At 50.3% G+C, this 13,318-nt stretch carries 11 protein-coding genes; 5 read left to right on the top strand and 6 right to left on the bottom strand.

Features of this window, described 5'->3' with window-relative positions; genetic code table 11:
- The first annotated feature begins 114 nt into the window (after positions 1–114).
- Positions 115–2,799, top strand: a complete 2,685-nt coding sequence (locus tag GJJ30_RS14895) for a sodium-translocating pyrophosphatase (protein WP_154175966.1) — start codon at positions 115–117, stop codon at positions 2,797–2,799.
- A gap of 147 nt (positions 2,800–2,946) precedes the next feature.
- Here GJJ30_RS14895 and GJJ30_RS14890 read toward each other — a convergent pair whose 3' ends face one another.
- The 4 genes from GJJ30_RS14890 to trpS all read right to left on the bottom strand — a co-directional run bounded on the left by GJJ30_RS14890 (position 2,947) and on the right by trpS (position 6,333).
- Complete coding sequence (locus GJJ30_RS14890) at positions 2,947–3,510, bottom strand: 50S ribosomal protein L25/general stress protein Ctc (RefSeq protein ID WP_154175965.1); 564 nt, start codon at positions 3,508–3,510, stop codon at positions 2,947–2,949.
- A gap of 100 nt (positions 3,511–3,610) precedes the next feature.
- Positions 3,611–4,552, bottom strand: coding sequence for a ribose-phosphate pyrophosphokinase (locus GJJ30_RS14885; protein WP_154175964.1), 942 nt, complete (start codon positions 4,550–4,552; stop codon positions 3,611–3,613).
- Between the two features lie 131 nt (positions 4,553–4,683).
- A complete protein-coding gene (locus GJJ30_RS14880) occupies positions 4,684–5,253 on the bottom strand; it encodes a phosphatase PAP2 family protein (RefSeq protein WP_229313145.1) in 570 nt (189 codons plus the stop codon).
- Positions 5,254–5,358: 105 nt separating this feature from the next.
- Positions 5,359–6,333, bottom strand: coding sequence for a tryptophan--tRNA ligase (gene trpS, locus GJJ30_RS14875; RefSeq protein WP_154175963.1), 975 nt, complete (start codon positions 6,331–6,333; stop codon positions 5,359–5,361).
- 165 nt (positions 6,334–6,498) lie between these two features.
- Between trpS and GJJ30_RS14870 the strand changes: the two genes are divergently transcribed.
- A complete protein-coding gene (locus tag GJJ30_RS14870; RefSeq protein WP_154175962.1) occupies positions 6,499–7,209 on the top strand; it encodes a DUF2461 domain-containing protein in 711 nt (236 codons plus the stop codon).
- 95 nt (positions 7,210–7,304) lie between these two features.
- Here GJJ30_RS14870 and GJJ30_RS14865 read toward each other — a convergent pair whose 3' ends face one another.
- Both GJJ30_RS14865 and GJJ30_RS14860 read right to left on the bottom strand, forming a co-directional pair.
- Positions 7,305–7,712 carry a DUF4332 domain-containing protein gene (locus tag GJJ30_RS14865; protein WP_154175961.1) on the bottom strand — a complete coding sequence of 136 codons (408 nt, stop codon included), beginning with the start codon at positions 7,710–7,712 and terminating at the stop codon, positions 7,305–7,307.
- A gap of 90 nt (positions 7,713–7,802) precedes the next feature.
- A complete protein-coding gene (locus GJJ30_RS14860; protein ID WP_154175960.1) occupies positions 7,803–9,881 on the bottom strand; it encodes a TonB-dependent receptor in 2,079 nt (692 codons plus the stop codon).
- A 189-nt stretch (positions 9,882–10,070) separates the two neighbouring features.
- Here GJJ30_RS14860 and GJJ30_RS14855 point away from each other — a divergent pair, with 189 nt between their 5' ends.
- Genes GJJ30_RS14855 through GJJ30_RS14845 form a run of 3 tightly spaced genes read left to right on the top strand, consistent with a single transcriptional unit; the run spans position 10,071 to position 13,285 of the window.
- Entirely contained in the window at positions 10,071–11,132 is a 1,062-nt protein-coding gene (locus tag GJJ30_RS14855; protein WP_154175959.1) for a sensor histidine kinase, read from the top strand.
- Positions 11,133–11,153: 21 nt separating this feature from the next.
- Positions 11,154–12,188, top strand: coding sequence for a sensor histidine kinase (locus tag GJJ30_RS14850; RefSeq protein ID WP_170299200.1), 1,035 nt, complete (start codon positions 11,154–11,156; stop codon positions 12,186–12,188).
- Positions 12,189–12,226: 38 nt separating this feature from the next.
- Positions 12,227–13,285: a sensor histidine kinase gene (locus GJJ30_RS14845; protein ID WP_154175958.1), complete on the top strand. Its 1,059-nt coding sequence runs from the start codon at positions 12,227–12,229 to the stop codon at positions 13,283–13,285.
- The last annotated feature ends 33 nt before the right edge of the window (positions 13,286–13,318 follow it).

Raw genomic sequence — 13,318 nt, 5'->3', positions numbered from 1 at the left:
ATAGCCACAGTTTTTCTATAAAAAATCTATCAAAACCGGTTTAGTGATTTTCAATTGCTATCATTCCGATTATATTTGCCACTTTGCAAAAATTAAACCTTTTAATCCTTCAGCATGAATTCGAGTATTTACCTTGTTCCCATTCTGGGTCTCATTGGCCTGGTGGTGATGTACACCAAATTTATGTGGGTTTCGCGTCAGGACGCAGGCAACGACCGGATGCAGGAAATCGCGTCGTACATTGCCGACGGTGCCATTGCCTTTCTGAAAGCCGAGTGGAAAATTCTGATTGTCTTTGGTATTGTGGTTGCGATCCTGCTCAGTTTTGCCGGAACGCTGGTTGAAAACTCCGATTGGCCGATCGGTATTGCGTTTGCCATTGGGGCCTTCACCTCGGCTCTTGCCGGATACATTGGCATGAAAATCGCCACGAAAGCCAACGTCCGCACCGCCCAGGCAGGCCGGACGAGCCTCACCCGCGCCCTTAATGTTTCCTTCACCGGTGGATCGGTCATGGGCATTGGTGTAGCCAGTCTGGCAGTTATCGGTTTAAGTTTGCTTTTTATTCTTTTCCATTCCATTTACGTCGGATCAACCGGTGACGTCAACGGCCTTCCGATGGAAAAAACCCTGGAAGTGCTGGCCGGTTTTTCATTGGGTGCCGAATCCATTGCCTTGTTTGCGCGCGTTGGGGGCGGTATTTACACCAAAGCCGCCGACGTAGGTGCCGACCTCGTGGGAAAAGTGGAAGCCGGCATTCCGGAAGATGATCCACGCAACCCGGCCACCATTGCCGATAACGTGGGCGACAACGTGGGTGACGTAGCCGGTATGGGCGCCGATTTGTTCGGTTCGTACGTGGCAACGATTCTGGCAACGATGGTATTGGGCCGCGAAATCCGCATTCCGGACGTAAGTAATATTCTGGGTCACGCGCCGATCGTACTGCCGATGCTGATCGCCGGACTGGGTCTGATCTTCTCAATTATTTCTACCTATTTTGTCCGGGTAAAAGACGATAACGGCAACGTTCAGGGGGCTTTGAATACCGGCAACTGGGCGTCGATTATTTTGACGGTGATTGCCTCTTACTTCCTCGTAAATGCGGTTTTACCGGAAGGAACGCTGGAAATACGGGGTGTTGAGTTCACGCGTCTGGATGTGTTCTATGCTATTTTTACCGGTTTGATTGTGGGTGCCCTGATGTCGATCATCACCGAATATTATACGGCAATGGGTCGTCGGCCGGTTATGACTATCGTGCGTCAGTCGTCGACGGGACACGCCACCAACATCATCGGCGGTTTGTCGGTCGGGATGGAATCAACGGTTTTACCGATTCTCACGCTGGCGGCCGGTATTTTCATCTCGTATAAATTTGCCGGTCTGTATGGCGTGGCAATTTCAGCCGCCGGGATGATGGCCACCACCGCCATGCAGCTGGCCATTGATGCCTTCGGTCCGATTGCTGATAACGCCGGTGGGATTGCCGAGATGAGCGAACTGCCCGAAGAAGTTCGGGGTCGTACGGACATTCTGGATGCGGTTGGAAACACCACCGCTGCCACCGGAAAAGGTTTCGCCATTGCTTCCGCTGCCCTGACTTCACTGGCCCTGTTGGCGGCTTTTGTGGGTGTTTCGGGAATCACCGGTATCGATATTTACAAAGCTGATGTGTTATCCGGTTTATTCGTTGGTGGGATGATTCCGTTCATTTTCTCATCGCTGGCAATTGCAGCCGTAGGTCGGGCGGCCATGAAAATGGTGGAAGAAGTTCGTCGTCAGTTCCGCGAAATTCCGGGCATTCTGGAAGGAACCGGAAAACCGGAATACGAAAAATGTGTGGCGATTTCAACCCAGGCTTCGATTCGGGAAATGATCCTGCCGGGTGCGATTGCGCTGGTTTCACCGGTCATCGTCGGCTTTTTGTTTGGGCCCGAAGTGCTGGGCGGTTTCCTGGCCGGGGTTACAGTTTCCGGGGTATTGATGGGAATTTTCCAAAGCAACGCCGGTGGTGCCTGGGACAACGCCAAAAAATCATTTGAAAAAGGCGTCGACATCAACGGTCAGATCTACTACAAAAAATCAGAACCGCACAAGGCTTCGGTAACGGGTGATACCGTCGGTGATCCGTTTAAAGATACTTCCGGTCCATCGATGAACATTCTGATCAAATTGATGTCCATCGTTTCGCTGGTTATTGCGCCGTACATCGCGATTCAGTCGTCTGAATCCGCCGGTTATGATCAGGAAGGCGTTACCGCCGAAGGTGGCATTGAAGTGGTTGAACTGGAAAAATCGACGGCGGCTGATAATGACGCAGTTAGTACGCCAAACCTGGGCGCTTTCAAACCGGTCAAACTGACCAACGGCGTTGATTTGAATCTCCCGGAACTGGGCGTAGAAAACAAACTGCTGGGGTTCATTCAGGATGCGTCAAAACCGGTCGACAAAGAAACCTGGTTTGACTTCGACCGCCTGACGTTCGAAACCGGTAGCGCTACGCTCAAACCGGAGTCGCAGGAGCAGTTGAAAAACATCGCCGAAATTCTGAAAGCTCATCCGGATGTCAACATCAAATTAGGTGGTTACACCGACAATACCGGCAATGCGGCTGCGAACCAGAAATTGTCCGAAGAACGTGCTTCTTCTGTCAAAAATGAACTGGTAACGTTGGGCACCGACAAAAGCCGCCTGGAATCTGAAGGTTACGGCCAGGAACACCCGGTTGCTTCAAACGACACCGAAGAGGGCCGCGCCCAAAACCGCCGGATCTCGATTCGCGTGACGAAAAAGTGAGTGTAGACAAGAGAGATGAGACAAGATAGTAGAGAGGTTTTAGTCTCTTGTCTCGCTTCTCACCTCTTTCTTCTCATTTAAAAGCAGAAAACCCGCTCAACTTGAGCGGGTTTTCTGCTTTTAAATCTATTAGTTTTGAAACCGGTCTTAAGCGGTTTTTCCACGCATGGCGCGCGGGATTTCGATGCTGGCGATCGGCAGCAGCGGACCATCCAGAATTTCAACGCCTTCTAGTTGCACGGCACCCACTTTAATGGTTTTGCCCAGATCCAGGTCTTTCACGTTCACATCCACGTAATCAGGAATCCGGTCAGCGGCTCCCTGCAGTTTCAGTTTCCGGAGCTTCTGAATCAGTTTACCCCCTTTTTGTACACCGGGAGCGGTTCCAACAAACCGGATGGGCACTTCAACTTTGATATCTTTTCCTTCGACGATTTCCAGAAAATCCGCGTGGATCAACTGGTCATTTACCGGGTGGAATTGCGTGTCCTGCAAAATGGCAACGTACTCATCGCCCTCGATGTTCAGCGTTACTTCGTACGCTTCGGGAGACGACAGCAGTTGACGAAACAGAATCGCCGGTGCGTAAAAATGAACTTGTGATTTACCACCGTACAGCACTCCGGGCACATAACCTTCGGCACGAAGAGCTTTTGACTCTGTCTTACCGAGATTCGCTCTGTTATACCCTACAATCTCGTGTTTTTTCATTTTGATTTTTGATTAGATGTAAGAAAAGAGAAGTGAGATTTTAGACTTAAACAGTAACAACAAGTTGTCTTTACTCTCTTGTCTATCCTCTTTGCTCTCTTTAAGAATTTATAAACAATGAACTAATAGATTCGTGATCACGAATGCGGCCGATGGCTTTGGCGAATAAATCCGCGACAGTCAGCACTCTTACTTTGGAACTTTGCTGGCGCATCGGCAGCGTGTCGGAAACCACCAGCTCTTCCAGCACTGAGTTGGCAATATTGTCGTGCGCTTTGCCCGACATAACCGCGTGCGTACAAATCGCCCGGACCGATTTAGCGCCTTTCTCCAGGATAATTTCGGCAGCTTTGCACAATGTACCGCCGGTATCGATCAGGTCATCGACCAGTACGACGTTAGCCCCCTCGACATCCCCGATTACCTGCATTGAGGCAATTTCGTTGGCGCGTTTCCGGTGTTTATCGCACAGGACGATGTCGGCGTTGAAATGCTTCGCAAACGTCCGGGCGCGGGCGGCTCCTCCCACATCCGGCGACGCGATCAGCAGGTTATCCAGATTTAGGCTCCGGATATACGGCACAAAAACCGATGTTCCTTCCAGGTGGTCGACCGGGAAATCAAAGAACCCCTGAATCTGACCGGCATGAAGGTCAATGGTCATCAGACGATCCGCGCCCGCAGCAGCCAGCATGTTGGCGACCAGTTTAGCAGCAATCGCCACCCGTGGTTTGTCTTTCCGATCCTGCCGGGCGTACCCGAAATACGGAATCACGACCGTTACGTAGTGGGCAGATGCCCGACGGGCCGCGTCCACCATCAGCAGCAATTCCATCAGGTTGTCGGCGGGCGGATTCGTGGAGTGAATCAGAAAAACGTCACACCCCCGAATCGACTCTTCGTAACTCGGGGACAGTTCGCCGTCGCTAAATTTACGCAGGGTATAACCGCCCAAATCCTTGCCGTATTGGTGGGCAATTTTCTCTGCCAGGTAATTTGATTGACTACCTGAAAAAATCTTTACCGTATTGAGGGATGCCATTCAGTGCCGAAAATTTCCGCAAAAATACGAATATTGTTTGATGAATGAGGTGAGTATGTCAAAGTTTTATTGTACCGAATTGACAATAGGATTATTGCCGTACAAAATTACCTTCTGCGAATCAGGAATGCTTATTTCGTAACAGTAAAAAACCGCTCTGTTACTTTTTGATACAAAACCGCACTGATCGTCGCCATCATCACGCCAATGCCTGCTCCCGCCAACACATCCAGCGGGTAATGGGCCCCAACGTAAATCCGGCTGTACGAAACCAAAAACGCCCAGAGAAACGTCCATTTTACCCAGCCAAACCGCTTTCCGACCAGCAGCCATAGTGCCATCGCCAGCGCAAAGGCATTGGCCGCGTGCGACGAAGCAAAACCGTAGGTTCCTCCGCACTCCAAAACCGGGTGAATGAGTTTTTGCAAGGCCGGTTCGTGACAGGGTCGCAGCCGGAGTGTTAGCGGCTTCATCACCGAAGACGCCATCTGATCACTCAGGGCCACGGCAACAACCAGCGTTAAAATTAAGCCCAGCGCCTGTTTCTGGTACTGAAAAATGAGCCAGCCAATCAACACGACATAGAACGGAATCCACGAATTCCGCATCGTCACCCACACCATCACCGGGTCAAGCCACGAAGCGTACAAGCCATTCAGCCAGAGAAACAGGTCGGTATCGAGTTGGTTGAGTTTTTCCAATTTTCATTGAGTATATGAGCGGTTGAGTGATTGAATAAATATCCACGCAAGATCATTGTCAACAAGTGGCGTAATTCACTCAATCGCCCAATCACTCAATCACAATTAGTTATAGCCCAATTTTTCCCGAACGCGTTTGATGGTTTGGGAGGCAATGGCGCGGGCTTTTTCTTCGCCGATCCGGAGTTCGTTTTCCAGCGCGGCTTCGTTTTCCATGTAATAGTTAAACAGCTCGCGTGGTTTGGCAAACTGGCTGATGATCAACTCGTACAATTCCTTTTTGGCATGGCCGTACCCGTAACCGCCCTTCAGGTAGTTCTGGCGCATGGTTTCGAGCTGAGCGTCATCGGCCAGCAAGGCATAGAGTTTGAACGTGATATCGGTATCCGGATTTTTCGGTTCTTCCAAAGGTGTCGAGTCCGAAATGATCTTTTTGATCATTTTGTACAACTCATTGGCAGGCAGGAAAATGTCGATGTAATTGTTGTACGATTTGCTCATTTTTTGCCCATCGATGCCCGGAATGGTCATGATTCGCTCGTCGATTCGGGATTCAGGCAGCACGAAAATCTCCTCGCCCACCCGGTGATTAACGGCACTGGCCATGTCACGCGTCATTTCGACGTGCTGTTTCTGGTCCTTACCCACCGGAACAATATCGGCATCGTACAGCAAAATATCGGCCGCCATCAGGCAGGGATACATAAACACCCCGGCATTGACGTCTGCCAGCCGATCGGCTTTGTCCTTGAAAGAATGCGCGTTTGCCAGCATTGGGTAAGGCGTAAAGCAGTTCAGGTACCAGGCCAGCTCGGTATGCTCGGGCACGTGCGATTGCCGCCAGAACGTATTTTTGGCCGTGTCAAGTCCGAAAGCCAGCCAGGCGGAGGCTACGGCGCGAATGTATTCCCGACGCAGCGCGCCGTCTTTGATAGAAGTTAACGAGTGCAGGTCGGCAATGAAAAAAAAGGATTCGTTGCCGGGTTGCTCCGAAAGGGCAATGGCGGGTTTGATGGCCCCCAGAATATTACCCAAATGCGGCCGCCCGCTGCTTTGAATACCGGTGAGTATGCGAGACATATTTTTTAATGTGTGACTTGCGAATGAGCGACGGGGCCTCCAGCGCGGTGAGTGAATTGTTCCTCCAGTTCTTTGCCATCAGCGAAGTGATTCACTCAATGACTCATTCACTCAATCGCAATTGGTTTCGCAAACTTCGGTATTTCTGGTTAGCTTTGGAACTGTATGAAGACGAAAAACGCACCGAATTCTCAGCTTACGGTTCAAACACTTGACTTTCTGCGCGATCTGGTCCAAAACAACAACCGCGAGTGGTTTCATGCCAACCGAAACCGCTACGATGCGGCTAAGTCTGAGTTTGAGGGATTTGTCGCCCGGTTGCTGAAGGGAATTGAAATGTTTCAGCCCTTACCCAATACCGCCGTTAAAGATTGTATTTTCCGGATCAACCGCGACATCCGGTTTTCGAAAGACAAGGCTCCTTACAAGAAAAATCTGGCAGCCGCCGTGGGGCCGGGTGGGCGGCATTCGGGCCGGATCGATTTTTATTTCCACCTCCAGCCCAACGGCGAAACGTTTCTGGGGGCGGGTATGTGGCAGCCGACTCCGGCGCAACTGGCCAAATTCCGGCAGGAGATTGACTACAATGTGGATGAGCTAAAGGACATTATTGAAGCGCCGGAGTTCAAAGCCTACTTTCCGGAAATTTCCGGAGAAACGATGAAGACCTCACCCAAAGGCTACTCCGCTGATCACCCGGAAATCGATTTGCTCCGGCGCAAAGAATTATTTTTCATTCACCGGTATTCCGATAAGGACGTTCTCAAACCGGATTTTGCCGACGAAGTGGTGAAAGGATGTCAGTTAATCAAACCGTACTCCGATTACCTGAACTACCTGTTTTTCGACGAAAAAGACGAAACGATCAGATTGTAAATCAATTAATAATGAAAAATGAACAATTAATAATGAGAAGTGGGGCTACCCAAATCATATATTATTAATTGTTCATTTTTCATTATTAATTCAAACTAATACTCCAATCCGGCGGGTAATGCTTTCGCCTGGTTGATAAAATCGGTGATTTGCTCCAGCGTCGGGGGGCGTTGCGTCAGTTGACGCACCTGATTGATTTCATTGATTTTGGCCGCCAGATTTTCCGGGTTGCGATGAGACAATTCTTTCACAGTATCGACGCCGGCTTCTTCCAGCAAATCGCTGTAAACACCGCCTATGCCCGAAATCCGGTTCAGATCCGCGCGGTTGGCGAGATCCAGAATAACGCTTGTTTCAACGCCAACGGTAGCTGCCAGTTGTTTACGTGCCGAAGCGGTTTTGGCGGCTTCCAGCAAAGCATCACTATTGGTCAAGCCTTGCGCTTTCAGGGCATCCGCCACCGAGCTGGTGATGCCTCTTAATTCTTGAACGGGTAAACTCATTTTTCGTTTAATTTTAGGAATACGAGTACCTACTTGAGACGATTTTTCGGCAAAAAGTAACACGATTCCTAAAAGAAAACGCACCCGGTTTTACCACCGCACTGCCAGCTTCACTCCTCCCGTGACGTTCCGGCGCGGAGCGGCATTGTAGTAGCGTCCGCCGAGGGCGTTGAGGTCGTAGCCCAGGCTGTAGGTCTGGTCCAGCAGGTTATCACCACTAACGTACGCATCCAGAGCCCAGTGTTTGCCGAGCGATTTCCGGAATCCAATGGTCGCATTCAGCATCCGGGCGATGTCGGATTTGACGGTATTGGCATCATCGAGCGGAAATTTATCGATGAACTGATGCGCCACGTGGGCGTATAGACCCAGCCGGGTTTCCGCATCCAGACCGGTAGCTACCACCAGCGGAGGAACGCCCGTTACGCGGTTTCCCGACACATCGACGGCACCTTGCTGGTAGTTCTTAAACCTGTAATTCGTAGCCGTCGTGCTGTTCCAGACCCGAACGGATTGCCAGAAACCGCCCGGTTTAGGCACCACCAGATTATACGCCAACTGAACTTCCAGGCCTTTCTGGTTGGTGGCTCCGGCATTGATAAAATATTCGGCTCCGCTGGCCACCGACCGACGCACAATGGTTTGGCGCAACCGGAACTGGTAAGCCGCTACGTCGAACTGAAACCGGCTCAATTGACCGCGTAACCCCACTTCCAGATTGGTTCCTTTTTCCGGTTCCAGCGTCGAATTGAAAGTACCCTCCGACGGCCTAACTTCCTGAATCGTGGGTGCCGAATAACCGGTGCTGACGCTCGTAAACACCGAAACAAATTCACCCAGTTTCTTTAACAAAGCCACCCGGGGCAACCAAACCGGTTGAAAAGCCCGGAGTTGAGGTACAATGGGAAGCACTGAAAACCGGGTAAAACGATAGGCAACTTCGTTTCGGCTCAGACCGGCGGTGGCAATAATTCCCAGCGGCAGTGTGGCTTCCAGTTGGGCAAAAATGACCGACTGAGACGCCCGAAGTTCGTCGTCGGCCTGAAGGGTGTCGGGCTGGCCCCGGCGGTTTCCGTAGTTGCGATCGACGGTGAAATTCTGCTGGTATTCGCCCCCGAAAACGAGTTGCGTCGGAACGCCTTCTTCAATCATCTGCCAGCGCGTAACCGTCCGCGCACCCAGTCCCTGATCGGCCCGCTTTTCGTAGTTGGTAATGAAGGGGTTATAAAAGTCGGTCGTAGAACCAAAAATGACAGTAGTGTTCTGAATCCGGCTGTTCCAACGGTACTGGTGTGAAAAACCCAAATAACCGGTTTTCTGGTAAATACCTGCGTGCTGATCCACGCTGCCCGCAATGGCCGGAGTCGACGGACGCGCGTTCCGGGGGTTTGCCAAAAACTGCGCCCGGTTCAAACCGCCGGGGGTTTGATACATCAGATCGGTATAAAGACCCATTACCGAGACGGTTTGCTTTTCATTGACGGAAAACGTTCCATTGACCGACAGATTATCGCGGTACATCCGGCTGTTCTGGCGATAACCGTCCGATTGCAAATGGCCGTAATTCACCGAAATGGCCGAATTATTTTTCCCGGTTTGAAACGAATAATTCTGTCCCGCCAACCCGTATGAGCCCGCCAGCGCACCCACTTCGGCCCGGTTTGCCAATTCACCGCCTGTATTGGTCAGGCCGGTCAGTAAAACCGTACCGCCGGTTCCGGCGCCGTACAAACTGCCCGAAGGCCCTTTGATGACTTCCACCCGGCCGATCGACCGCACATCCAGCGCGTTCAGGTAGGTAGTTCCGCCCGCGTCGGTGAGTGGCAATTCGTTCCAGTATATTTTGACATTCCGAACCCCAAACGGCGAACGGATCAGGCTCCCCCGAATCGAAAGCCGGTAGCTCCCGGGCGAACGTTCGTCCATCCGCACACCCGGCAGGGTGTTGAACGCGGGAACGAGCGTCGGCGTACCAAACCGCTGGGTCAGATCCTTCGCAGACAGCACATTCACCGAAGCAGCGGTTTCGAGCAGCGGCCGGTTGGTTTCATATCCCCGCACCGTTACCTCCGCCAGTTGAACGGTATCGGCCACCGAACGGCTGACCTGGGGGTGCTGGGCAAACAGAGAAATCGGTACCAGAAGTAAGTAGTAACTGTATTTAATCATGTTTTTACCTGGTTCAGGAAATTTTCAGTAAAACTAAGCTCTCAAAACGATTTTATCCTCTTTAGCATCAACTAACCTCAATTCAACCCCAAAAGTGCGCGTTTCAATCAACTCTGTATTGAGCAAACGGTTTTCTACAACTTATTTTACGAAAAAGTTATTATCCCAATTGTAAAGTACGTGACAACGTTGGAAAGACCGAACGATCGATGGCTCCGCTGGATAGGAATCCCGCTGATTGTGCTGTTGGCGAATTTATTATACCTCAAAGAGTATCACGACAACCCGGTTTTATACGCCGGTTGGGTGTTTATCGGCATGGCTTACGTCACGCTGGCGTGGGAAGGTTCCGTTAGCTGGGTTAGTTACGTCCGTAAACATTTCCCCGACGCCCGCAACGCCTTCCGGCGCATTGTCATCACGTTTAGCGGTTACGTGTTGCTTTCCGTTGTCTGTCAATCGCTGTTCATCTTGCTGACCGACCTCAGCGGCCTTGCCATTATTCCCATCACCGCCCGGGTCTATCAGGCTTACATCGGAATCGGTATTTTTTGTTCCCTGATGCTGGGAACGACCTACGAAATAATTTACTACCTGCACCAATACCGCCTGGCCGTTGCCGAAGCCGAGGCCGTCCAGAAATCCCGCATTCAAGGACAATTCGATAGTTTGAAAAATCAGGTGAATCCGCACTTTCTGTTCAATTCGCTTAACTCGCTGTCGGCGCTTATTTCGGAGGATAAACACCAGGCCAACCAGTTTCTGGAAGAAATGTCGAGCGTTTACCGGTATTTGCTGCAATCCAATGATCGAAAAGTGGTGACGCTCCAGACGGAAATCAATTTTATACGGTCCTTTTTTTACCTGCTGAAAGTGCGCTACGGACGGGCCATCGACCTGAAGATCGACATCGAGTCGTGTTTGCTGGATTGTTACCTGCCGCCCTTCAGCCTGCAGACGCTGATCGAAAATGCCATTCGGTACAATGTCGTCATGGCCGACCGGCCACTTCTGATTAAACTCCAGGCCGAACCAGACGCAACGAGGGATGCGGTTTTCCTGCGCATTTCCAATAACATTCAGCGTAAGACGTTGCAGGTCAATAAGGAAGCGGGCAGTCTGGCCCAATTGAGTGAGCGGTTTACGCTGTTGCGCCTGCCACGACCGGTCATTACCGACGACGGCCGTCAGTTTAGTGTTCAGGTTCCGCTGATCGCTAAAGGTGCCGATTTTTTGGTAAATTTACCCTGACTTTTCTGTACCGATGTGGGCTTGAAATTAAACCGCTATACCAATAAGGATACCTGGATCGCGCTGGGCATTTTGCCCGGCTATTATTTTTTCCTGAACTACATGCTGTTCGGGAAACTCTATATTCAGCGGCTGGATATTTTTGTTGGCGCTTCCATTATTACCACCCTTATCTGGACTCCGGCATTCTTTCTACACGCGGTTCCGGCGGTTTACCTGCGCAAGCGGTTTCCCAAAGTTCGACAGACCTGGATGCGCATGGTTATGGCGCTTTTCATCCACATCCTGATGTCTTCCTCGGCCATTATCTTCCTGTTTTATTTTTACGACTGGATTCATTTTCCGCATTATGTTTTCGATTCAAACCAGCTATTCTGGGCGATAGTATTCGGAACAATCGGGAACGTAATCGCCAATATTGTGCACGAAAGCGTTTATACATTTGAGAAATGGTCACAAACTATCAGTGAAACGGAAAAGCTGAAAAAAGCGAATTTGCAGAGCCAGCTGGACAGTTTAAAACAGCAGGTTAATCCGCATTTTTTATTCAATAGTCTGAATACGTTATCGTCATTAATTGATGAAGATACTGAGAAGGCTGAGCTGTTTATTGAAGAATTATCGAGCGTTTACCGGTATTTACTCCAGACCAATGAAAATGCCCTGACAAGTTTACGCGATGAATTAACATTTATCGAATCCTATTTTCACCTGCTTAAAACCCGCTACGGCAACGGCATCGACCTGGATGTGCGGATTGGAGACGGTTTTCAGGATGCGCAACTGCCACCGCTCACTTTGCAAATGCTGGTCGAAAACGCGGTTAAACACAATATTATCCTGGCCGATCAGCCGCTTCAGATCCGGATTGAAACAATCGATGGCGGACGTCTGACGGTTTCGAACAACGTTCAGCTCAAGAATCTGCGCGTTGCTTCCAACGGCGTGGGCCTGGCCAACATTGCAACCAAATACCAGTTGCTCGGTCAAGGCGGGCTGGAGATTCTGAATACAGACACCCGGTTTTGTGTCACCTTGCCACTCATGACTAATTAATCGTCGTTGCCAGTACGGCAGATTATTTCTGGAAGAATATGCAAACTTTTAACGATACCCGACTCCGAATCTTAGGCCCATTTATTCTCTTCTTTTTTGGGGCCTTATTCTTCCGGGTTAAACTGATACTGAGCTACACATCGGGCGAGTTAATTCGGTACTTTATCGTTGGGATTGTTTCCGGTTATATTTGCTGGAATCTGACTCGCTGGATCGTTCGATTGATTCAAAACCGGTATCCGGGATTGTCAAATACCCGACAGCGAATGTACCTGCTGATTCTGGTTTTTCCGATTCTCGTCAACATCGGCTTTTTTCTTCGGCAATTCGGCCATTCGCTGACCTATCCGAATGACGAATACCCCGTGCTTCAATTCGAGGTTGATTTTTTTATCATGTACCTGGAAACGATCGGTATTCAGATTTTTTACCACCTTTTATACATTAGTATTTACGAAGGTTCCTACCTGTTTATTCAGTGGCAAAAAACCAATCTGGAAAAAGAAGCGCTGCTCCGAACCCAGTGGCAGGGGCGGTTTGAGGTCTTGAAAAGTCAGGTAAATCCGCATTTTCTGTTCAATTCCCTGAATACTTTATCATCGCTCATTTCCGAAAATCCGGCACTGGCCGAGGAGTTTGTTGACGATATGGCCAGCGTTTACCGGTATTTGCTGCAAACCAACGAGCGGGAACTGACAACTTTGCGGAAAGAACTCGAATTCATCGACTCCTACTATCACCTGCTCAAAACCCGATACGGTGCCGGACTTTCGTTGCAGATTCTGGTCACTGAAGACAACCAGGAAGCGCTTTTACCTCCGCTGACGCTGCAGATGCTGGTCGAAAACGCCGTTAAGCACAATTCGATGCTTCCGGAAAATCCCCTTCGAATTGAAATTGAAGCGGTGGACGGTTTTCTGACGATCCGCAACACACTACAGCGCAAGAACGTGCGGGTGGAATCGAACCACGTCGGTCTTTCCAATATTGCCTCCAAATACAAACTGCTAAATCTGGCCCGCCCTACAATTGAAGAGAAAGAGGGCCTGTTTATCGTCACGCTGCCGCTCCTCCGCGAGAAGATTGGTGTTGGTTAATTCAGCGCTCATTTCATGGCGAAACTGTACCGG

Source organism: Larkinella terrae (assembly GCF_009668025.1).
Lineage (GTDB): Bacteria > Bacteroidota > Bacteroidia > Cytophagales > Spirosomataceae > Larkinella > Larkinella terrae.
This window is presented reverse-complemented; position numbering and strand designations above follow the sequence as displayed.